The following is a 22,887-nucleotide window of genomic DNA, read 5'->3' as shown; positions in this document are numbered from 1 at the left end:
AATAGCAACCAAGCGGAACGGAATCAATATGAAGCCAGACGAGGTCATCGCAGTAGTGGGATTGGGTTACGTAGGTTTGCCGCTGGCTGTCGAGTTCGGCAAGCTCGGCCCGACGATCGGTTTCGATTTGTCGACGACAAAGGTCGAGAGCTACAAGAAATTTGTCGATCCCGCCGGTGAGGTGTCGACTGAGCAATTGCGTTCGGCGCGCCACCTGAGCGTCACTACCGACCCGGCCGCGCTGGCCAAGGCCGATTACATCCTGATCGGCGTTCCGACCCCCGTCGACATCGCCCACGTGCCCGATTTCGCGCCGCTGATCAGCGCCAGCGAGACCGTCGGCAAGCACATGAAGCGCGGTGCGATCGTCATCTATGAATCGACCGTGTATCCGGGCGCGACCGAGGAAGTCTGCATCCCCGTCCTGGAAAAATTCTCCGGCATGAAGTGGAAGGATGGCTTCCACGTCGGCTTCTCGCCCGAGCGCATCAACCCGGGCGACAAGGAACACACGCTGACCAACGTGATGAAAGTGGTGTCCGGCGACGACGCGGAGACGCTGGAACGCGTGGCGGCCATGTACGAGACCGTCGTCAAGGCCGGCGTGCATCGCGCGTCCAGCCTGAAGGTCGCGGAAGCGGCCAAGGTCATCGAAAACACCCAGCGCGACCTGAACATCGCGCTGATGAACGAACTGGCGATTATCTTCGACAAGATCGGCATCGATACGCTGGAAGTGCTGAAGGCCGCCGGCACGAAATGGAACTTCCTGCCATTCCGCCCGGGCCTGGTGGGCGGCCACTGCATCGGCGTCGATCCCTACTACCTGACGCACAAGGCCGAGATGATCGGCTACCACCCGCAGGTGATCCTGGCGGGGCGCCGCATCAACGACGGCATGGCCAAGTTCGTGGCCGAAAAGACCGTCAAATCGATGATCTCGGCGGGCTTCCACGTCAAGGGTTCGAAAGTCAACGTGATCGGCCTGACGTTCAAGGAAAATTGCCCGGACCTGCGCAATTCCAAAGTCGCGGACATTGTGTACGAGCTACAGTCTTACGGTGTCGAAGTGCACGTGCACGACCCGGTGGCCGAAGCGGACGAAGCGCAGCATGAATACGGCATCGCACTGGAGCGCTGGGAAGACCTGCCGAAGGGCGATGCCCTCATCGTTGCGGTGCCGCACAAGGAAGTGCTGGCGCGTTCGCTGACGGATTTCCAGTCCAAGCTGAACGACGGCGGCTGCTTCGTCGACGTCAAGGCCCAGTTCGATCCGAACGGGATCCGCGAGGCTGGCTACTGCCTCTGGCGTTTGTAATGTATCGCCGGCATCCGCAGCTGCGGATGCCGTGACTATTCGATGGGTCGTGCCGAGGGCAGGCCGCTTGGACCCCCGAGCCTTGCCGTTTTGCATGTGATGATGACAATGACAGTTCCAGGCTATTTCCGGCCTTGTTTTATTTCCTTGAGTCAAGAACTTTTGGGAACGCGCACGCGTATCCCGGCTCGACTATTGGTTGTGCAAATCAGCAATAACAGCTACACCGGAGGCAATTGTGCTTAGGATTTCTAATCACTATGTGTCGAAGATCGTATTCGTCCTTCTGTTCGTCGAAGTGTTGGTGCTGCTTGGCGCAGCCTACATCGGCGCGACGGTGCGGTTCATGGAACTGGGACAGAACGCGTCCCTGCCCAACCTCGACCATCACTTCTTTACATCCGCCATCGCATTCACCGCCGCGATCATCTTCAGCATGAGCGCCATGGGCATGTACCAGCTCGACTTCAACGAAGGCCTGCGCCATCCGTTCTTCATGAAGCTGATGCCCTCGTTCCTGATGGGCTTCCTGATCCTGACGCTGGTGTTCTACGTGGCGCCCGACCTGTATTTCGGCCGCGGCATCATGGCGCTCGTGTTCGGCATCGCCGCGGCGGCATCTTCCTGGCGCGCATGGTGTTCTTCAAGTCGTCCGAGCTGCGCTTCCTGGAAACCCGCATCCTGTTCCTGGGCAGCGGCCCGCTCGCCAAGGAATGCAGCGACCTGGCGATGCAGAGCACCAGCTACCACCGCTACAACATCGCCGGCTTCGTGCCGACGCCGACCGAGGAATTGTGCGTGCCGGGGACCAGCCTGCTGAAGTCGCGCGAGGGCGAATCGCTCGTCGCGCTGGCGCGCCAGTACAACGTCGAGGAAATCGTCGTCTCCGTGCAGAACCGCCGCGGCGGCTTCCCCATCAAGGATCTGCTCGAGTGCAAGCTGCAGGGCTTCAAGGTCACCGACGCCGCCACCTTCTTCGAGCGCGAGACCTGCCAGATCCGCGTCGATTCGCTGCAGCCGTCGTGGCTCGTGTTCGGCGGCGGCTTCGACCAGAGCTTCGTGCGCACGTTCATGAAGCGCAGCTTCGACATCGTCTGCAGCCTGATCATCATGGTGCTGACGCTTCCGCTGATGCTGCTGGCGGCGCTGGCCGTCAAGCTGGAAGACGGCGGTCCCGTGTTCTATTCCCAGGAACGGGTCGGCAAGGATGGCGCCGTGTTCTTCGTCCACAAATTCCGCAGCATGCGCACCGACGCGGAAAAGGGCGGCAAGCCGCAATGGGCGCAGCAGAACGACCCGCGCATCACGCGCGTCGGCAATTTCATGCGCAAGACGCGTATCGACGAGCTGCCGCAGGTGCTCAACGTGCTCAAGGGCGACATGTCGTTCGTGGGTCCGCGCCCGGAGCGCCAGTACTTCGTCGACCAACTGATCGAAGTGGTCCCGTATTACAACGTGCGCCACAGCGTCAAGCCGGGCATCACCGGCTGGGCCCAGGTACGCTACGGCTACGGTTCCTCGGCCGAGGACGCGCTGCAGAAGCTGCAGTACGACCTGTACTACGTGAAGAACAACAGCCTGTTCCTGGACGTCCTGATCCTGATCGACACCCTGAAGGTCGTCCTGTTCCGCAGCGGACGCTGATGTTCCCTGCGGCCGCATCGTGCCCAGTAACGTGATCAATATCGCTGCTTCCTGCTACGCACTGGCCGCCATCGGCTTCCTCGCACTGGGCCTGTCGGTCCTGTCGGGCTGGCACGGCCGCGTCCAGCGCGGCACGCTGAGCGCCGCCTGCCTGGCGACGGCCGCGTGGGCCGCGGCGCTGGGCGTGGATGCCGCCCGGGAGATCCTGTGGAACACGGGCACGGCCGCGCTCGAGGTGCTGCGCGACGGCACCTGGTCGCTGTTCCTCGTGGCCCTGCTCGGCGACTGGCGCAGCGACGCGGACGGCCAGCCGGCGCGCCTGATCCTCGGCCGCTTCCCGCGCCGCGCGCGGGACTGCTGGCGGCGGGCTGCGTCTATCTGCTGCTGCTGACCGGCGTCGGCGTCGCCCACTGGGACAACGACCTCCTGCCCGTGCTCGGGCTGCCGCTCCTGATCGGCTATGTCGGCCTGTCCGTGTACGGCATGCTGCTCGTCGAGCAGGTCTACCGCAACAAGACCATCGAAGAGCGCTGGGCGATCAAGTTCGCCTGCCTGGGCATCGGCGGCATGTTCGCCTACGACTTCTACATGTACAGCAATGCGCTGCTGTTCCGCAAACTGAGCGCGGACCTGTGGACGGCGCGCGGCTTCGTCAACGCGCTGACGGTGCCGCTGATCGCGCTGTCGATCACGCGGCGCAAGTCGTGGACGACGTCGTTCGCCGTGTCGCGCCGCGTCGTCTTCCATTCGGCCGCGCTGTTCGGTTCCGCGATCTACCTGCTGGCCATGGGCACGGTCGGCTACTACCTGCGCTACGTGGGCGGCAGCTGGGGCACGGTGATGCAGACGGGCTTCCTGTTCGGCGCCATCTCCCTGCTGGGCGTGATCCTGTTCTCCGGCACGGCGCGCTCCTGGCTGAAGGTCTCGATCAGCAAGCACTTCTACCGCTACAACTACGATTACCGCGAAGAGTGGATGCGCTTTACGCGCACGCTGTCCGAGCGCGGCCCGAACCTGGGCGAGCGCGCGATCCAGGCGCTGGCCGTGCTCGTCGAAAGCCCCGGCGGCACCTTGTGGCAGCGCGATGCCGGCGGCCGCTTCACGGCGATGGCGGGCTGGCCGACGGTCGACACCCACGTGAGCGAGCCGGCCAACGCGCCGTTCTGCCGCTTCCTGGAAAGCACGCAGTGGGTCGTCGACGTCGACGAATACGTCGAGCGCCCCGACAAATACGAAGGTCTCGCCTTGCCCGGCTGGCTGCTGGACTCCCCGCGCCGCTGGCTCGTCGTGCCGCTGATGCTGCAGGAAAAACTGTTCGGCTTCGTCGTGCTGCAGCGCGCGCGCAGCCCGGTGAAACTGAACTGGGAAATCATCGACCTGCTCGAGATCGCCGGCAGCCAGGCCGCCAGCTACCTCGCGCAGGAAGACGCCGCCAACGCGCTGATGGTGGCGCGCCAGTTCGAGTCGTTCAACCGCATGTCGACGTTCGTCGTGCACGACTTGAAGAACCTCGTCGCCCAGCTGTCGCTGATGAACGCGAACGCGGAGAAGCACAAGGACAACCCCGAATTCCAGCGCGACATGCTGGAGACGCTGAACCACTCCGTGCAGAAAATGAAGCTGCTGCTGCAGAAGCTGTCGCGCAGCGAGAATGCCGACAAGCCGCAGCCGCTGGCCGTCGACGACGTCGTGCGCCAGGCGTTGGCCCTCAAGAGCGCGTTCGAGCCGCATCCGCAACTGCTCGTCGAGCAGGCGGGCCTGCGCGTGCTGGCCGACCGCGAGCGCCTGGAGCGCGTGCTGGGCCACCTGATCCAGAACGCGATCGAGGCGACGCCGCGCGACGGCAACGTGATGGTCCGCGTGGCCCTGCCGGCCGACGGACGCGAAGACGCCGTCGAGGTCGAGATCACGGACACCGGCGAAGGCATGACCGAAGAATTCATCCGCGAGCGCCTGTTCAAGCCATTCGACTCCACCAAGTCGGCCGGCATGGGCATCGGCGTGTTCGAAAGCCGCGAATACATCACCGAGCTGGGCGGGACGCTGGACGTGACCAGCCAACCCCGACTCGGTACCACGTTCAAGGTCGTCCTGCCGCTGCACCGCGTCGCGGCCGCCGCGACGATCGCCTGAAAGAAGACACCATGACCCAACAAAAACCCAAGCTGTTGATCATCGAAGACGATCCAGGCCTGCAGAAACAGCTGCGCTGGAGCCTGGACGCGTACGACGTGGTGGTGGCCGGCGACCGCGAGGCGGCGCTGGCGCAGATCCGCCGCCACGAGCCGGCCGTCTGCACGATGGACCTCGGCCTGCCGCCCGATCCGGACGGCTCCACCGAAGGCCTGGCCACCTTGCAGCAGATCCTGGCGCTGGCGCCGGACACGCGCGTGATCGTCCTGACGGGCAACCAGGACCATGCCAACGCCGTCAAGGCGATCGGCATGGGCGCCTACGATTTCCACCAGAAGCCGGTCGATCCGGAAGTGTTGAACCTCGTGATCCAGCGCGCCTTCTTCCTGCACAACCTGCAGGAGGAAAACCGCCGCATGCAGCAGTCGCAGGCCGACTCGCCGCTGGCCGGCGTGATCTCGCGCGACCCGGGCATGTCGAAAGTCTGCCGCACCATCGAGAAGGTGGCGCCGACGTCCGCGTCCGTCATGCTGCTGGGCGAATCCGGTACCGGCAAGGAGGTGCTGGCACGCGCCATCCATGCGCTGTCGCCGCGCGCGAAGGAGCGCTTCATGGCGATCAACTGCGCGGCGATTCCGGAAAACCTGCTCGAGAGCGAGTTGTTCGGCTACGAGAAGGGCGCCTTCACGGGCGCCGCCAAGCAGACCAAGGGCAAGGTGGAGCTGGCCCACGGCGGCACGTTCTTCCTCGACGAAGTCGGCGACCTGCCGATGGCGCTGCAGGCCAAGCTGCTGCGCTTCCTGCAGGAGCGCGTGATCGAGCGTATCGGCGGCCATGACGAGATCCCCGTCGACGTGCGCATCGTCTGCGCGACGCACCAGAAGCTGAAGGACTTGTGCGCGCAGGGCCGCTTCCGCGAAGACCTGTATTACCGCCTTTCCGAAATCGTCGTGACGATCCCGCCGCTGCGCCAGCGCGAGGGCGATGCGGCGCTGCTGGCCCATCACTTCAAGAACAAGTTCTGCGCGCAGGAATCGCGCGCGTCGCTGCACTTCGCGCCGGACGCGCTGGCCGCGATCGAAGCCTACCAGTGGCCCGGCAACGTGCGCGAGATGGAAAACTGCATCAAGCGCGCCGTCATCATGGCCGACGGAAACACCATCGTCGCCGACGATCTCGGCCTGCCCGACACGGGTGCCGAGGAAGAGCCGTTGAACCTGCGCCAGGTGCGCGACGAAGCCGAGTACAAGGCCATCGCCCGCGCACTCGCGCGCACGGACGGGAACATCGTCAAGGCGTCCGAGATGCTGGGCGTCAGCCGGCCCACCTTGTACGACCTGATGGGACGCCACGGCATCAAGGCCAGCGCGTGACGGCGGCCAGGCTGGCGCGCCGCGGCCTGCTCGCGGCGGGCGTACTTGCCGTCGTGGCGGGCGGCGTGCTGCTGGCCGCCATCGACCACGTCGGACGCGCGCCGCGCACGCTCGCGCCGTACATCGAAAAACGCAGCAGCGGCCACAATCCGCTCATCGAGAACACGGGCCGCCGCGTCGCCGCCATCCTGACGTCGCTCGACCGCGGGAGCGCCGCCGCGCCGCCCGCGCGGCTGGCGCTCGCGGCCGGCGCCCAGCCGCGGCCCGTCGGGCAGGACGGCGCCGGCATCCAGGTCGCCACGCCCGAGGCCTTGCGCGCGGCGCTCCTGCAGGCGTCTCCGGGCGACGTCATCACGCTGGCGCCGGGCACCTACCGGTTCCAGGGCAAGAGCATCGACGTACCGCGCCCCGGCCGGGCCGATGCGCCCATCGTCGTGCGCGCGGCGCAGCCGGGCACCGTGCACATCGAACTCGAGACGCTCGAGGGCTTCGTCGTCGGCGCGCCGTACTGGCGCTTCGAAAACCTGAACATCGACGGCGTGTGCCGGGCCGACGACGACTGCGAACACGCCTTCCACGTCATCGGCAACGGCCACCACTTCGCGAGCCTCAACAACACGATCCGCGACTTCAACGCGCACATCAAGATCAACGGCGCCGGCGGCCGCTTTCCGGACGACGGCCTGATCGAACACACGACCCTCACCGCCACGCGCGCGCGCGCGACCGCGAATCCGGTGACGCCCGTCGACCTCGTGGCGGCCAGCGGCTGGACGCTGCGCGCGAACCTGATCACCGACTTCGCCAAGCGCGACGGCAACCAGGTCAGCTACGGCGCGTTCGCCAAGGGCGGCGGCAGGAACAACGTCTTCGAGCGTAACGTCGTGTGGTGCGAACAGATGCTGCGCGGCCTGCCGGGACAGCGCGTGGGCCTGTCGCTGGGCGGCGGCGGCACGGGGCACGAATTCTGCCGCGACGGCCGCTGTATCACGGAACAGGAGGGCGGCACCCTGCGCGCCAACCTGATCGTCGGCTGTTCCGATGCGGGCATCTACCTGAACAAAGCGGCGGGGAGCAAGGTCTTCGACAACACGCTCGTCGACACGACCGGCATCGACGTGCGCTATCCGGCCAGCAGTGCCCAGGTGGACGGGAACCTCGTCGACGGTCCGATCCGCGCGCGCGACGGCGGCATCGTGCACCTGGGCGACAATCGTGAGGCGCCGCTGTGGCGCGCCTACCTGGGCAGCCATCCCGTGCGCGGCCTGTTCCGCGCGCCCGAGACCGGCGATTTCGCCTGGCGCGACGACGCGCCGCTGCGCGCCGAGGCGGATGAGGGAGAACGGCCGGCGGACGCGCTCGACCTGTGCGGCACGCGCCGCGGCGCGCCTGCCGTGTACGGAGCCTTCGCCCGCTTTACGGCGTGCCTGGCAGCGCCTTGACCCATTCGCGGGTCCACTCGGCCACCTGGTCGCGCCACGCGCGGCGCGAGAACGTGTGGTCGGCCTCCTCGAGGCGGCGCCACGTCACGCGTGGCGTGGCCAGCAGGCGTTTCCAGGCCGGCGTCGAACCGGCCACGTCGCAGAATTCGCGGCCCGTCAGGTCGGCGCCGCCGATCACGAGCAGGGTGTCGCCCTTGAACCCGTGCAGGCCCTGGCGCATGCGCTCGGGCAGCGGGGCCGGTTCGTCTTCCGACGCCGGGCGCCCCGCCGGTCGGCCTGAAAGCGCAGTGCGCACGAGTTTCAGCATCGACGACAGCGAGCCCGCGTAATCGAACTGTCCGCGCGCCAGCTTGCGCCAGAATTCCGGGTTGCGCAGGCGGTCGCGGTAATGGTGTTTCAACGTCGTGCGGGCGACGCCGTCGTCCGTGCGCACCCAGGGGTTCAGCAGCACGAGGCCGCGCACGCGCGCATCGCCCGGCGCATACATCGCGGCCGCCGACGCGCCGTCGCACAGGCCCCACAGCACGACGTCGGTGAGGCTCGGTACGGCTTCGACGAAGGCGTCGAGCGCGGCGCGGATGTCGTCCTGGATCGCTTCGAAATCGCGTTCCTCGCCGTCGCTGTCGCCCATGCCGCGGTAATCGAAGCGCATCGCGGCGATGCCGTGGGCGGCGAGATGGCGCGCCAGCAGGGCGAACTGGCGGTGGCTGCCGATGCGGTATTGCGGACCGCCGACGACGATCAGCACGCCGCGCGTACACGCCTGCGCCGGCACGGACGCGATCCCGACCAGCGCCGCGTCGCCGCAGCGGAACGACAGGGCGCGTTCGTCATACGACATGGGCGCGCTCCAGGGTGGCGTCGGCGGTCGCGTCGAGCAGGGCCGGACAGGTCGAGATGGCGGTCGTGGCCCAGAACGGCGCGCCCGTGACCGTGTGCACGTGCAGTTGTGTGCCGCGTGCTTCCCAGGCCGCCTTGACGCGCGCCGCGGCCGGTCCCGGCGCCTGCCCAGGTGCGCCGAGCACCTCGAACCAGTGCACGGGCACGGGCGGCAGCATCGCGTCGGGCGCGGGCAGGGCGTCGATGGCGCGCGCCAGTTCGGGCGTGAGATCGTAGCCCGCGATTTCCAGCGTTTCCCCGGCCTGCAGCGCGGCGCGCAGCGCCTTCGTGCCGCTCTGCGCGGCCGCGTCTTCTCCCAGCATCGCGTTCGCGGTGCGCAGGCGCAGGAACTGGGTCAGGTACGTGGATCCCGCGGCCACCGGCTGCCACAGCAGCATGGGCGCGAGCGGGACGTCCGATGTGCGCGCATGGTCGAGCGCAAAGTCGAGCGCAAGCAGGGCGCCGAGGCGCAGGCCCCACAGCGTGAGCGGGGCGTCGACGCGCGCGCGCAGCCAGGCGGCGCCCGTGTCCAGGTCCTGCTTCCACAGGTCCCAGCGGGCGTCCGCGAAGTCGCCGGCGCTGTCGCCGGTGCCGAGCAAATCGATCTGCAGTACGCCAACCCCGTGCGCGGCCAGGCGGCGCGCGCCGAGGGCGGCCATGCGGCGGGTGCGGTTGAGTTCTTCGGCGAACGGCGGCACGTACAGGACGGCGCCGCGGCAGGGGCCCGCGGGCCGGTGGAACAGGCAGAAGCGCCGGTCCGCGCCGCTGCCGAGGAAGAACGGTTCCGTGTCCACCTCGGCCCGGTCCGGTGTCATTCGGCGCGTTTCGCGGCCACGAAGCCGGCCAGGCTGCCCAGGGTTTCGAAGGTGCTGGCGCTCAGGTCGTCGTCGTCGATGGCGATGCCGAAGCGCTCTTCGAGGGCGCCGATCAGGCTGACGACGGCCATCGAGTCGAGTTCGGGCAGGCTGCCCAGCAGGGGAGAGTCGGCATTGAGGCGCTGGCCGGCATCGCCCAGGCTCAGCACGTCGATCAGGGTCGCTTTGACTTCGTCGAGATACGTCATGATGGTCATTCGGTTCAGTAAGCGCCACGCCACGAGAGGGCGAGCGGTCGATTATACATTCGGGCGCAACAGGGCCAGCCGGGCTTTCAACGGTGCGGCCAGGCGGTGCACTTCGCCCACCAGTTCGTGGCGCGTGGCGCGCAGCAGGAGGTACCAGGCCAGGGCCAGCGGCAGCATCATCACGAGCAGCCGCGCCATGGCCGGGATGGACGCCGGCAGCAGCGCCGCCAGCAGCCAGGCGACCGCGCCGGTGCCCGCCGCCACGACGGCGCTGGGCAGCAGGGCGCGCAACATCATCGCGGTCGTGAGGCCGAAATACCGGCTCTGCTGGATCGCGGTGACGGGGGCGCTGGCGACCGTTGCGAAGAACAGCGCCCAGGCGAATCCGTTCAGGCTGCCGTCGAACAGCAGCACGCCGAACAGGATGCGGGTCGCCAGGGTGACGACGACCGGGAACGCGCTCAGGTACGGCTTGCCGATCGCGGTCACCGCCATCGGGATGTAGTTGAAGGCGAGCGTCACGACGGCGGCCAGCACGAGCGGCAGGATCGCCGGCACGCACTCGATCCATTTGGCGCCGTACAGCGCGACGACGACGTCCTGGCCCAGCACGGCCGTCAGCGCCAGCGCGGTCCAGCCGACGCCCGTCAGCAGCAAGGTGGAACGGGCGAGGATCGGCGCCAGCGATTCGCCCTTGTGATACGTCTGGGCCAGATACGGGACGGCGCCGTAGTTCATCGTCGAACCGGCCACGTAGCTGAAGATCGACACCGTGGAGTTCGCCCGGCTCAGCAGGCCCACGTGGCGCGCCGAGCCCAGTTTGCCGAGCAGGATATCGGGAATCGAGTTGTTCAGCGTCGTCGCGCAGTTCGTCACGAGCGAGCCGACGCCGAAGTGCGCCACGCTCTTCCAGTGGCGGAAGCCCGGCAGCCACGGCATGCCTTTCGGGCGCAGCGGCACGTAGGCGATGCCGCAGGCGACGATGTTGATCAGGTTACCCCAGGCCATCGACATGGCGCCGTGGCCCATCTCGCCGAGGATCAGCGTGCTGGCGCAGAAGCACACGGTGCCGACGACGTGGACGACGGCCTGTTTCTCGGCCTCGTAGTGACGGGCGAGCAGGGCGCCCGTGACGGTGCCGAACGGGATGAACACGAAGCCGATGGCCAGCACGCGCATCACCGGCACGATGCCCGGTTCCTTGAACCACGTGCCGAGCCAGCCGCTGGCCGCGAACAGGGCGGCGGCGATGACCCACGACGTCGTGAACACGACGCCGGTCGCCGAGCGGATCTTGTCGTTGTCGAGATCCGGTTCGCGCTGCAGGTAATAGCTGACGCCGAAGTCGCGGAACACCTGGGCGAAATTCACGAACACGACCGTCATCGAATAGATGCCGATCTCGCTCGGGCTCAGGATCCGCGCCAGCAGGATGCTGACGATGAACTGCAGGACCTTGGTGCCCGACGTCGCGAAGAAATTAATGACCAGCGAACGACGCAAATCTGCCATGACAACGCAACCGGGGAGAGAAAAACGCGCCGGGTATCAGGCCGGCGCGTTGGAGATCAGGTGGATGGCCTGGCGCGACGTCGTCTTGTACTTGTTATTGATGAAGCGCATCGGTCCGATGAAGTGGAAGAACGCCGTCTCCGCCGTGGCGCAGTCGGGCGTGCCGTATTTCGGGAACGGCAGCGATTTCGCGGCGAACGCGTTCGCCACCAGGTAGTTCGAGGTCACCTGTTCGGTACCCCAGCGTTTCCAGTCCTCGCCCAGCTTGCCCGTCATGCGGCGCGAGAAGTCGAGCAGGTTGTCGCGCATCGTCGTCGACGGCGGGAACCCCGTGAAGCCGGAGCAGCCGCGCACGTAGCGCGCATCGCCCGGCAGGCCGACGTTGGCCATCTCGGCCTCCGACAGGGTCTGGATGTGCGCGCCCGGCTTCACCTTCGGCAGCGCGTGGGCGCGTACCGCGTCCAGCGGGCGGATCGGCGTGTCCGGGATTTCGCCCAGCACGAAGCCGGCGCCGGTCTGGATGGCCTGCAGCACCTCCGGGATCGGCTGCATGGTCAGCGTATCGGCATCGAGCTGGACGACGTAGCTGTCCAGCGCATAGCCGGAAATCGCGAACAGGCGCTCCCAGGTGCCGCCGCGCGGAATGTCCGGATGCGTGAATTCGCCCGCTTCGCGCAGGATCACGTGCGGCAGGTGGTGCTTCAGCACGGCGCGGTCGGTCTCGTCGATCGACGGATCGCACACGACCACGATGCGCGACGGATTCAGGAAATGGGTAAACGACTTGACCGCGACCAGGTAGGAATGGACGTCGCGCTGGTGCACCATCGACAGCAGCGTGAAGGGCAGGTCGCCGCGCTTGACGGGGCGGGTGTCCAGGATCTGGCGTGCGACTTTCTGGTACTGCCATCGGAAATAGTCTCGCCTGACGCGCTGGACCACCCTCTCGACTAAAGACATTCCTCGGGACTCCCTTTTCTGCTGATCGAATTCAAAGCGGTTGCGTTTGCTGGGCAATCATAGGAACCGCGCAATGTGTGCAGCGAACTCCTTGCTTTGACGCACAACATTATATGCGGTATCGACGTGCGCACGCGCGTAGTTACCATGCATTTTTGTCATTTCCGGATCGTCGACATAGCGCAGCACGGCCTGGGTGAAACCCGCGAAATCGTCCAGGTCGATCACGGCGCCGGTCTTGCCGTCGAGGATCGTTTCCTTCGGGCCCAATGCCGCGCTGGCGACGACGGGGATGCCGCATGCCATGGCCTCGACGATCGCATTGCCGAAGCTTTCGCGCTCGGCCGCGTGCACGAGCAGGTCGGCGGCGCGGTAGTACGGCACGAGGTCGTTCTGGCGGCCGGCGAACACGCATACATCGGCGAGGCCGAGTTCCTGCGCAAGCTGTTTCCATTGCGCGGCCGGCGGACCGTCGCCCACGTAGATGAAGCCGATGCGCTTGGCCGGGCGCGCGTCGATGACGTCGCGCACCACTTGCAGCAGCCGGTCCACGCGTTTTTCCGGGCGCGCCTGCGAAACGGCCAGGATCCAGAAGCGATCGGCGTCCAGGCCCAGCTGCGCGCGTGCTTCGTTGCGGTCGCCTGGATGAAACTTGACCGAATCGACCGAATTGCGCATCAGGACCACCTTGTCGCGCGGAAGCTTCTGGTAATTCAGCAGGAAGTGTTCCTGGGCGACGGAATTGGCGAGGTGCAGGTCGTGCTGCTGCAGGCGCAGCACGCGCCGCAGCAGGAATTTCGCCACTTTCTTGATAGCGCCGTCCCGCTGGCGCGGGTCGAAACTGTCGTTTTCCGTATTGATCGTGCGCACGCCCAGGCGGCGCAGCAGGTCAAGGCACACGGTGTTCGACAGCGCGCTCATGAACACCATGACTTTTACATTATGGGTGCGCACGAATTGTTCGATCGCGGCCCGTCCGGCCGGCGATGTATCGTAGCAATCCAGTTCGACCGGTTGCAAATTCTTCGGCTGGTAGCTGGGATTGCCGGTCAGCTTGGGAAACGCCATGTACACGTTCGCCCGTTCGCGCAGGTCGGCACTTGCCCGGTCGCGCACGGCGGCGGTGAAATTCCATACGTACCCCGTATCGTCGGGATAACGCATGGTGAATACGATTCCTGGCTTGTCCGCTGCGGCCACCCTGTTCTCCGGCAATTTTGTTCGGCCGGCTTTAGTTTCACTTTGACAACAACCGGCGCGAAATTATAGCCTATTGATAAGCTATCTAAAATGCAACACTTGTAACGTGCGCGCCTCGGCATGCTTCTTTGGCCCCAAGAAGTTCCTCAGCGGCAATTCAAAGAACCGGTAGCTCATGTGCGCCAGCAACAGGATGGCGGCTTCGAACAGCACGAGCGCGGCGACGAAGAACAGGACCGGGTGGTTGTGGAAGAACGGCAGCGCCCGGGCGGCCGCGCCCAGGGCTTTTGCAAACACGTGCAGCAGCAGGCTGTGCCACAGATAGATCGAATACGAGATGTCGCCGATCCAGACCAGGACCGGATGATGCAGCCAGTGGCCGCCGCCGGTTCCCACGCTGGCCGCGACCACGAGCGCGCAAAAGCCCACGAAGGCGAGCATGTCGGCATACGGCGACGGTACGAACAGCAGGACCAGGAACACCGCGGCCAGCGCGCCGTTGGCGGCAGCGTCGGCGAACGATGCCATGCGCCGGTGCCGGACGATCGCATACAGGCACGCGCCGGCGCAAAATCCGATCAGGCAGCGGAAGAATGCGAAACCGACCGTCAGGTTCGCGCTGCCGAAATGCATGGCCAGGAACGCGAACAGCCCGAGGATGACCGGCAGGGCGAGCACCGCCGCGGTTTTCGAGAAATAACGGCGGGCCAGCGGAATCGCAAACGGGAACACGATGTACGTCCACCACTCGACGCTGATGGACCACGAAGGCTGGTTCCACGTCGTGTGGTTGAAGAATCCCATCGCGTGCAGCAGCAGGTGGGCGGTAATCGACCAGTCAGGATTTTCCTGGGCCTGCTTGATCCCGATGGTGGCCAGGCCGACATACACAAGCAGCAACAGCAGGTGCAGCGGATAGACGCGCGCGAACCGCGCGCGCAGGAACCGCATGTAGCTGCCGGGCCTGACGGCATCCGCGAAATGCCTGCCGTACGCATGGCTCATCACGAAACCGCTCAGGACGAAAAAGAAATCCACGAACAGGTAGGTGTGCAGGGCAAAATCGCGGAACAGGGATCCCTGCTGTAAAGCGGGGAACACGTCGCCCCAGATGACGATCAGGTGCGCCAGCACCGTGCACAGGGCAGCGATACCCCGGAGGGACGTCAGCGCATCGAATTTGAAATCGGATACCGGATTTTCGTTTTTTGCGGGCACCATGGATTCCGATTCTTTCGTTGATTGTCTGTACAGCGGCCACGACCGCAAGTGTAGCAGCGGGCGCCGCCTGAGCTGCCATATTCTTACGCAGGTGTTGTAATGAAATCATCTTGTTCAGCCAGGTTCCGATTGCCGCACGGTTGATACTTAACAATAAGCTGTTGTGCTAGGATTGCAACATTTTTAGCGGCATCAACAAGAACGCCCGACGGCCATACTTATCGTGGCAACGTCGGGGGCATGGGACGCAAGAACGCAAGTAATGTTAACAAAAGCTCAGCATGTGCCGGCACAACTGGCACCCGGACAGCGTCCAGTCCTGCTCGTGATCGTCGACACCGAGGGCGAATTCGCCTGGGACCAGCCGTTCAATCGCAGCGCGATCGGGACGACCTCGATCGCCAGCCAGCCGCTGATGCATGCGCGCGTGTTCGACGAGTTCGGCATCCTGCCCACTTACATGGTCGACTGGCCGGTCGCCACGACGCCCGGCGCGGTCGCGACGCTGCGCCGCCTGCTCGATGCGAAGCGCTGCGAGATCGGCGCCCACCTGCACCCGTGGGTCTCGCCCCCGTACGAAGAAGCGCTGTCGGATTTCAATTCGTATGGCGGCAACCTGCCGCGCCAGCTCGAATACGACAAGCTGCGCCTCCTGACCGAAACCATCGCCGACGCGTTCGGCCGCCAGCCGCTCGCATTCAAGGCCGGCCGCTACGGCCTCGGTCCGCACACGGCCGAGTCGATCGCGTCGCTCGGCTACGAGGTCGATGCGAGCGTCGTCCCCTACAGCGCGTTCACGGAAGACGGCGGCCCGGATTTCCGCACGTTCGACGAGCACCCGTTCTGGTTCCAGGCGGGGCGGCGCGAACTGCTCGAATTGCCGGTCACGACCGGCTACTGCGGCTGGCTGCGCCACGTCGGGCCGCGCCTGTACGACCTCGCCCAGCGCCGCTGGGCACGGCGCTTGCGCCTGGGCGGCGTGCTGGCGCGCTCGCGCGCGCTCGAGCGCGTGCGCCTGAGCCCCGAAGTGGCGTCCGGCGCCGAGATGCGCCGCCTGACCGAGGCGTTGCTGGCCGGCGGCTGCCAGGTCTTTTCGCTGACGTACCACAGCCCGTCGATGATGCCGGGCCACACGCCGTACGTGCGCTGCGAGGCGGACCTCGAGCGCCTGATCACGACGGTGTACGATTACTGCGCGTGGTTCCGCGACCGCGTCGGCGGCGAGTTCATGAGCCTGTCGCAGTTGCGGCAGGCGCTGGCGGCGCAGCGCTGACGTCACCCGCGCGGCGTGCCGCCAGCGCATGCAGGCGGCCGAGCCACGGCCAGCGGTAGCCGTTCAGGTGATACATCGTGCGGATCTCGTCGGTCCAGCGGGTGTGCCATTCCATCACCCGTCCATAGAATTCGATGCGCTCGAACCGGCCTTCGTCGAACAGGCCGCGCGTCGCTTCCTCGCGCATCAGCAGGGCCGGCGACAGCTGCGGACCGAGTGCTTCGTCATAGGCCGTCTTGAGGATCACGATGCAGCCGCCGCCTTCGACGCACAGGTCCATCGCGGCCAGGCGCGGGCCATCCGGGCCGTCGAACCAGTAGCGGTAGACGCTGGCCGCATCGCGCCGCGCGAACGCTTCCAGCATCGCGCGGTAGAAGCGGCCCTGGTCGTTGTCGGCCGCGACGGCGGTGCCTTCGGACGCCTTCCAGCCGCTCGTCTCCAGCCGGCCGTAGTCGGCGACGGCAGCGGCCATCAGCGCGGGATCGCGCACGATCTCCAGGCGCGTCGCGATGCCGTCCTGGCGCAGGCGGTTGCGCTGCTTTTTCAGGTTGTTGCGCAGGTTCTTGCCGCGCGCGTTCCAGTAGTCGTCGAAGGACCCCTGCAGCGTGATGCGTGCCGTCTCGATGTAGTCGAAGCTGTGCGGCCCGGCCGGGCGTGCCGTCAGCATCGGGTCGCACTGCGTGAGGCCCAGCATCAGCGCGGGACCGGGCAGGGCGCGCAGCAGATCCGCGAGCAGGCCGTCGGCGGGACGGGTATCGCGCTGCAGCCACAGGCCGACGGGCGCCTGCGCGGGCTGGAACGTGTTCCACACGCCGGGGCGGCCGGGGGTCACGATCGTCATCGCGTCCGTATCATCGCCCCGGCCGTGCCAGGCGAGCAGCTCGCGGCCCGTGCCGAACACGTCGAGCAGCGGCTGCACGAAATCGGCAGCGAGCAGCGGCGATGCGGCGCCGGCCGCGTGCAGGCGCTGCCAGCGGGGGGCGTGCCGCGCGAAGTCGCGCGCAGGGACGACAGTCCAGTTCATGCGGGCACCGCCGCGCAGGTTTCCAGCGCCTGGCGCACCTGCGCGTGCAGCCACGCGCGTTCGCCGTCGTCGAGCGCCTGGTGGCACGGGAAGGCGATCAGGCGCCGGCCCAGGTCCGCGCTGTTGGCGCACACGCTCGCGTCGACGCCGGCCCACAGCGTCGCGCCGAAGCGCGTCATCGGCACGCCGGCGCGCAGCAAGGCGTCGAACACGGCCTGCGGCCGGTCGACGAGCAGCGGGAACATCCACGGACAGGCGCCGTCGGGCAGGCTTGAATAAAGCGGGCGGCAGCCGGGCACGCCGTCCAGCGCGCGCTGCAGGTCGAGGTAGTTGCGCCGCCGCCGCGCGACGATGCGCGCGGGCGACACCGCGCGCAGCACCGCGCGCGAAAACCAGGACGAACGCTTGTCGGTCCAGCGCGGATCGAACTCGAAGCTGCTGTCCGACGATGACGGCGCCAGCGCGGGCGCGGGCGCCGTCGTGCCGCCGCTCTTGTCGCCGCTTTTGCCGCCGCGTGATTTCAATGCGCCCCACAGCGCGCTTTTCGCGCGCAGCGGCAGCGCGAGCAGCATCCGCAGCACGGGCAGGCGGCCGTAGGCGAACGCCGTTTCGAGCGCGTTCAGCGCGGCCTTCATTTCGAAGCCGGCGCCGGCGCCGTGCAGGGCCACGTCCAGCCGGTGCCGGCGCGAGACCAGGCAGCCGCCTTCGTAGACCGGGAAGAATTTCATCGTGCTGCCGACCGCGTAGTCGCCCACGCTCCCCACCGCGACACCGTCGCGCGCACCGAAGAAGCAATGGGCGCAATCTTCGACGAGGCCGATGCCGTGCCGGTCGCACAGCGCGCGGAGCAGCGTGAGGTCGTGCGGGATGCCGAAGAAATGCGTGGCGAGGATCGCCTTGACCCGTCCCCTGGCGACGTGCACTTCGATGTCGGCCAGGTCCGGCGCCGTGTCCGGCCGCACGCGGTAGAACGCGACCTCGGCGCCGCACCAATGCGCGGGCGGGACCATCGACGGGCTGTGATAGGCGGGCACCAGCACGACGTCGCCGTCACCCACGCCGAGCGCGCGCAAGGCGAGGCCGATGGCGACGCGGCCGCTCGTGACGAGGCGCGCGTCCGCCCCGTCCAGCAGCGATGGCAGCGCGGCACGGCGCCCGCCCGAGAATGCGGCAAGCGACAGCACGGGAACGGGAGGAATGGCGCGGCGGACGGGAGCTGTTGACGTCATGCATTTAATATAACATGCGGCCCCGTTTCCGTGCCCCCGGCACGGCGCTGGAATCTCAGGCGCAGGCCTCGACGTCGACCACGGCGCCGGCGTCCTGGTGCTTCAGGCGCCACATGGCGTAGTTGTCGTAGACGGCCTGCTCGACCATGCGCGGCACGGCCTTCAGCAGGCTTCCCTTGAGCAGGACGTTACGCGACGATTCGGCGCGCATCGGCATGGCGGCGGCGGCGGACAGGCCATCCGTCGCGAACCGGTCAGTGTTCTCGCTCAGGAATTCGCAGAGCCGGGCCAGGCGGCGCTGGTTGACGCGATGGCGGCGCATCCGGGACATCTGCTGGTCCGAGGCGTGCACGTACTCGAACGGATGGGTGAGGATCACGACCTGCTCGACGCCTTCGCGGTGCGCCTGCTCCAGCAGCATGCGCGTCTCGGCAAAATTGCTGCCCGTGATCGTCAGGCTTTTGAGGTGGGTCTTGCCGGGCACCTTCCAGTCGCGGAAGGTCAGGACCGGACATTCGATCACGCCATGGCGTTCGTGGCGGCCGCTGTACAGGCGATAGTTCTCATCGCCGCTGTCGAACACGGCCACGCCGACATGGGAACTGTAAGGAATCCCCGCGCGGGCCTGGGCGCGATACAGCGCGTCGTCATGGTGCAGGCTCCCGCTGCGAAACACCGTCGGCGCCGGCAATCCCCACGTGTGGAACGTCTCGAGCCCGTACTCCATCAGTTTGAGCGATTCGTCTTCGGCGCGGCCATAAAAGGCGTCGATGCCGGGCCGCGTGCGCACGCGCGCGCGTTCGCGCCAGTCTTCGTGCCGGAAGACGGTCCAGCATGGATGCAGGTGCAACTGCACGTCGTGTCCTGCCAAATGCAGTTTTTCGGCGATGTCGCGCATGGGGTCGCGATGGAAGTAATGCCGGTTCAGGACCTCGACGAAAAAGGTCGCCGTGATCCCGTACTGCGCGAAGCAGTCGAGCATATAGCCCAGGCCATGCGATTTGTAACCGCTCACGCACCAGACCCGCTGCTCTGCGACCGGGCACGCCGTCTGATCGCGAAACGCGCCCGCGATGCTGAACTCGGTGTCAACGGTGATGGACACTTGGGTACGCATATTGACACCAGGGAAATTTGCTTAAATTCAGCATATATACGCCGGTGTAAATACACAAGTTACGGTTATGAAATGAAGAGAGTGCGGTGTGAAAACAACAAATTTGCTGAAATGTATTTAAAAGCGAAATATCGACACATGCGGGGTGCATGCAGATGCATGCCTGGTACAGGTCGATGAGGTGGGGTGAAAGAAGGCCGACCTGTCAGATGTCGAGGCGTCGCTCGTGGTCGCTGGTCGCCAGCGGTGCGGCCATGGGATAGTCCGGGACGATGGGGACGTCCTTGCCGTGTGCCGACTGTGCCTTATCCTTTTTCAATAACGTTTTCAGGATCCTGGACAAGACAAACTTCAGGGGTTCGCATTTCAGGGACAACCATGTCGCCGCAACGAATGGAGCGATATAGATGGCCAGAACGTAGAACATGCCTTGGGGGACCTGGGCGACAGCCAGGAGGGCCTTGCAGAAGTACATCAAAGGATAATGGAAGAGGTACAGGCCGAAGCTCGTTTCCGCCGTCGTACGGACGAGGCGTACCGTTGATTCGGAAGGGCTCCTGAAAATCCGTTGCATGCGGGCGAAGCCGTAGATGTTCAGTGCGATGAGGAAGCCCACGACATAGCTCTGCGGCCAGAAATTGATGCCCCATGACTTCAGATTGGCCAGCGGGTAAGCGATCGGGAGAGCGGTAAAGATCTTCGATCCACCCATCATGACGTAAAGGGTGAGGCATACGATAGAGACAAGCAGAGCACCAAGGCCCAGCCGAGTCCTGTCCGCTGACACGTGTTTGCGCAGTAAATGGAACAGACCTACGCCGAGCAGCCATACCGGGAAGGCGATGATGATGCCGGGCCCGGCAATACACATCACGAGACCTGCCATGGCAACGCGCTGCCATCCACGGAAATAGATCAGCGTCGCAAAAATCGCGTAGTACCAAAATTCATACGACAAAGACCAGAACGGCCCGTTCGTTCCCAGCCAGATATCCAGGAACCAGATTTCGTTGAGGAACAGCGCTGTGATGCCGGACGCCGCAATCCATTTGTAGGCCGGATACGGCTGCATCGGCGCATATGCCGACAACACAAGCCATTGACCCACCGTATCGAGGACGAGGGTGAGGAGAATTGCCGGCAGAGCGACCGACCACAGGCGGGCGAAGCGTGCAATGAAATAATCGACGATGTCCCGGCGTTTGCCCGTCGAAGAAAACGCGATCACGAACCCGGACAGTACGAAAAACACGGCGACGCCCAGGCCGCCATAGGTGCCGAAGAACAGGAGTTTGTAGTGCGAGAAGTGGCCAGCGTGGAAGAGATAGACCATCAACGCGGCAAAATACCTGAGCAGGTCCAGATACACCGACAGATTCGGTTGCAACACGTTCGACGAGTGAGAAAAAGTTGCTTTGTTTTCCATTATTCTGCCGTTGCGGGTCAACGTGACCGGCAGTGCCGGTTGGTCAAGAGTGCGTACGATACCGGTTTTGTCGAAGGAACGTCATTAGTTATTAAGTTTGCAATATAAACGTTCTTACTGTGTCAATTTGCGATATCATGCTTCCGGATGCCTCTATGAGGTTTTTTCGTATCTTTCGAGCTAATCGGGTTCCATCCGCTCGCATGTTTGCGGTGCCTTGTCGGCAGGTCTCTGGATGGTTTGAGTTGCGCGATCCGGCAGTGTTCGATGGGGTGTCGGTCTGCTTGCCTGGCCTCTTCCGGTTGTGATGGGCTCGTCAAGCCACTCGGCGGCGATGAGCATGCAAAACTATGCCGAGCCCCCAAGCCAGCATAACGATTGATCACCGCAGGTTTCCGCGCCGGAAATACATGCATGTTCATGAGACGTGGCGCGCTGTCGGGCGAATCGCGCTGCGGCAACCGACCTGCTCGAGCATCACCGCGGCTAGCACACGCCCCTCGTTTACCTCCACGCAGGACAGGCTTTCATCCGCAACGTGCGAACACCTCAAGTCCGCTTATCGCGCGAGCTGGTAGGTCATTGATGCGTTCAGGCTCATCCTCCGGCTACGCCCATGGTGGTGCCATCAACGCACATTCCTTGCTCGAACAGAGCGACCTCATGGCCGTCGCGCATCCGAGACCGCGGTAGAGGCGCGAACGTGTTTGGTTGTCGGGCTCGACTATCGCACCCAAGACTGTAAAGTCCACGTCCAAAACCTTTTAATTCAATCCCTTATCCTCATTTCTCTTTCCGCAAACCGTAGGATATTTGGCTCATATCTCCCTATGGAAGGTGCTTAACATGCTCCGCTTTGCGAAAGAATTTTCGTTAGTTTGCCGGCTTCACTAGCTTGCCTTTTCGATAGCGAACATAGTGTTTCGTCATCGCGGCCGTCGAGTGGCCGATCTGGTCCTGGGCGGCTACGATGCCTTGCGAATCCTCTTTGTCTGTTGCCACTTGCCCTGAGATTTGGGAATTGAAACGCCTCGATCTCGGTTGCCATTTCTAGCTGCGAAAGCAGAGATGTGACAGGACGACTATAAAAATCCTGCTCTACTTCAGATACTTATCTTAAATATTGACATCAGATCATTCACATGAGAAATTAGTGCATTTCACCAACATGTATGTGCAGCATGGAACTCATCTCGTGCAAGCATTGCAGCGCCAATGCGAAAGACGCAACTGAGTGCCCCTCGTGCACAGGTACGCGTCTAAGAACGAACGTACAAAACATTTGCGTACCCGCAGTGCTTGCCGTGCTTCTTTGCGGACTCGATCTGGTTATCGAATCGCCGCCTGAGGTACAGCATACCGCCCAGCAAAGGGCCCTCATTGACTCATGCTGGGCTTGGCAGAAAACATTAAACTCGGCCTCCGAGAAGGACACGTCAGCGCAAAAGTGCTTCGAGATGGAAGAAGAGTTTAAAGTCATGCACGATCAGACCCTATGAGACATCTGCGCAGCATGTTCATCATGCCGCACCTGCCAACACGTAGTTCCGGCCTGACTTAGCGCGAAACCGCGAATAGGCGACATCGTGGATGTGCTATCGGCGCCAATCGATCCAATTGACTGCTCTGCACAGACTCGCCGTGGCGACGATCTTATAAACGCGCTCCAACCGGCGGCGTGCTCTGTTTGCTGTCGACTCCTTCGCGACTGCAACACGGGCCCATACCTCGCTCATTGCATCGGTAATTTCCATCGCGGCGTATCTGCTTGGCCAGCCGGGCTTCAGCGGACAGGGTATTCCGAAGACCAGCGCTTCAATGCGAGTGGCGTCTTTACCTCTCTCCCGCCTTATAAATAGCGCAACAACGTCAACTTTTGCGGCACTCTCGGGCCTCTTTTTAAGCATCTTATAAAGGTACTGTCGATTTTCTGATCCTAAAGATCTAGCCTTCGAATGTCGGGCAAAAAATTTGTAACAATCTAATATTCATTAATGTCAAATATTTTTCAAAATCAGCTAATTTTACATTATTTTTTAACGTTCTTATATTGTCGAATGGCTAGGGCCGATG

At 64.5% G+C, this 22,887-nt stretch carries 18 protein-coding genes; 7 read left to right on the top strand and 11 right to left on the bottom strand.

Annotation, left to right across the window (positions count from 1 at the left end):
* Positions 1-28: 28 nt before the first annotated feature.
* The 6 genes from ACEN98_RS00805 to ACEN98_RS00780 all read left to right on the top strand — a co-directional run bounded on the left by ACEN98_RS00805 (position 29) and on the right by ACEN98_RS00780 (position 7,910).
* Positions 29-1,318: a nucleotide sugar dehydrogenase gene (locus ACEN98_RS00805; RefSeq protein WP_413341117.1), complete on the top strand. Its 1,290-nt coding sequence runs from the start codon at positions 29-31 to the stop codon at positions 1,316-1,318.
* 633 nt (positions 1,319-1,951) lie between these two features.
* Entirely contained in the window at positions 1,952-2,962 is a 1,011-nt protein-coding gene (locus ACEN98_RS00800; protein WP_413380654.1) for a TIGR03013 family XrtA/PEP-CTERM system glycosyltransferase, read from the top strand.
* A 19-nt stretch (positions 2,963-2,981) separates the two neighbouring features.
* Positions 2,982-3,353 (top strand): hypothetical protein, encoded by a 372-nt coding sequence (locus ACEN98_RS00795; protein ID WP_413380651.1) that lies wholly within the window; start codon positions 2,982-2,984, stop codon positions 3,351-3,353.
* A gap of 41 nt (positions 3,354-3,394) precedes the next feature.
* Positions 3,395-5,095, top strand: a complete 1,701-nt coding sequence (prsK, locus tag ACEN98_RS00790; RefSeq protein WP_413380648.1) for an XrtA/PEP-CTERM system histidine kinase PrsK — start codon at positions 3,395-3,397, stop codon at positions 5,093-5,095.
* An 11-nt stretch (positions 5,096-5,106) separates the two neighbouring features.
* A complete protein-coding gene (prsR, locus tag ACEN98_RS00785; protein WP_413341112.1) occupies positions 5,107-6,468 on the top strand; it encodes a PEP-CTERM-box response regulator transcription factor in 1,362 nt (453 codons plus the stop codon).
* Complete coding sequence (locus ACEN98_RS00780) at positions 6,465-7,910, top strand: right-handed parallel beta-helix repeat-containing protein (RefSeq protein ID WP_413380645.1); 1,446 nt, start codon at positions 6,465-6,467, stop codon at positions 7,908-7,910. The genes prsR and ACEN98_RS00780 overlap by 4 nt, the downstream gene beginning before the upstream one ends.
* Here ACEN98_RS00780 and ACEN98_RS00775 read toward each other — a convergent pair.
* From ACEN98_RS00775 to ACEN98_RS00745, 7 genes are all read right to left on the bottom strand, one after another.
* Positions 7,885-8,751, bottom strand: a complete 867-nt coding sequence (locus tag ACEN98_RS00775) for a hydrolase 1, exosortase A system-associated (protein WP_413380642.1) — start codon at positions 8,749-8,751, stop codon at positions 7,885-7,887. The two genes, ACEN98_RS00780 and ACEN98_RS00775, sit on opposite strands and share 26 nt — an antisense overlap.
* Entirely contained in the window at positions 8,741-9,604 is an 864-nt protein-coding gene (locus ACEN98_RS00770) for a hydrolase 2, exosortase A system-associated (protein ID WP_413380640.1), read from the bottom strand. Before ACEN98_RS00770 ends, ACEN98_RS00775 begins: the two co-directional genes overlap by 11 nt.
* Positions 9,601-9,852, bottom strand: coding sequence for an acyl carrier protein (locus ACEN98_RS00765; RefSeq protein WP_413385930.1), 252 nt, complete (start codon positions 9,850-9,852; stop codon positions 9,601-9,603). Before ACEN98_RS00765 ends, ACEN98_RS00770 begins: the two co-directional genes overlap by 4 nt.
* Positions 9,853-9,903: 51 nt before the next feature.
* A complete protein-coding gene (locus ACEN98_RS00760; protein ID WP_413380638.1) occupies positions 9,904-11,364 on the bottom strand; it encodes an oligosaccharide flippase family protein in 1,461 nt (486 codons plus the stop codon).
* Positions 11,365-11,400: 36 nt separating this feature from the next.
* Positions 11,401-12,324: a hypothetical protein gene (locus tag ACEN98_RS00755; RefSeq protein WP_413380636.1), complete on the bottom strand. Its 924-nt coding sequence runs from the start codon at positions 12,322-12,324 to the stop codon at positions 11,401-11,403.
* Between the two features lie 57 nt (positions 12,325-12,381).
* Complete coding sequence (locus tag ACEN98_RS00750) at positions 12,382-13,488, bottom strand: glycosyltransferase family 4 protein (RefSeq protein WP_413380634.1); 1,107 nt, start codon at positions 13,486-13,488, stop codon at positions 12,382-12,384.
* 117 nt (positions 13,489-13,605) lie between these two features.
* Positions 13,606-14,745, bottom strand: coding sequence for an acyltransferase family protein (locus tag ACEN98_RS00745; protein ID WP_413380631.1), 1,140 nt, complete (start codon positions 14,743-14,745; stop codon positions 13,606-13,608).
* 262 nt (positions 14,746-15,007) lie between these two features.
* On the opposite strand from ACEN98_RS00745, the gene ACEN98_RS00740 reads away from it, so the two are divergent.
* Entirely contained in the window at positions 15,008-16,018 is a 1,011-nt protein-coding gene (locus ACEN98_RS00740; protein ID WP_413380628.1) for a polysaccharide deacetylase family protein, read from the top strand.
* Here ACEN98_RS00740 and ACEN98_RS00735 read toward each other — a convergent pair.
* From ACEN98_RS00735 to ACEN98_RS00720, 4 genes are all read right to left on the bottom strand, one after another.
* Positions 15,972-17,042 carry a GNAT family N-acetyltransferase gene (locus tag ACEN98_RS00735; RefSeq protein ID WP_413380626.1) on the bottom strand — a complete coding sequence of 357 codons (1,071 nt, stop codon included), beginning with the start codon at positions 17,040-17,042 and terminating at the stop codon, positions 15,972-15,974. The genes ACEN98_RS00740 and ACEN98_RS00735 overlap by 47 nt on opposite strands.
* Entirely contained in the window at positions 17,039-18,271 is a 1,233-nt protein-coding gene (locus tag ACEN98_RS00730; protein WP_413380624.1) for a DegT/DnrJ/EryC1/StrS family aminotransferase, read from the bottom strand. The genes ACEN98_RS00735 and ACEN98_RS00730 overlap by 4 nt, the downstream gene beginning before the upstream one ends.
* Before the next feature lie 55 nt (positions 18,272-18,326).
* Positions 18,327-19,376, bottom strand: coding sequence for a hypothetical protein (locus tag ACEN98_RS00725; protein ID WP_413380622.1), 1,050 nt, complete (start codon positions 19,374-19,376; stop codon positions 18,327-18,329).
* Between the two features lie 217 nt (positions 19,377-19,593).
* On the bottom strand, positions 19,594-20,814 hold the full coding sequence (locus ACEN98_RS00720) for an acyltransferase family protein (protein ID WP_413380620.1): 1,221 nt from the start codon (positions 20,812-20,814) through the stop codon (positions 19,594-19,596).
* Positions 20,815-22,887: the final 2,073 nt, after the last annotated feature.

It is taken from the genome of Massilia sp. CT11-137 (assembly GCF_047302885.1).
Classification (GTDB): Bacteria; Pseudomonadota; Gammaproteobacteria; order Burkholderiales; family Burkholderiaceae_D; genus Telluria; species Telluria orientalis.
Note: the sequence above shows the minus strand (reverse complement) of the source record. Positions and strands in the feature narration are given on the sequence as shown.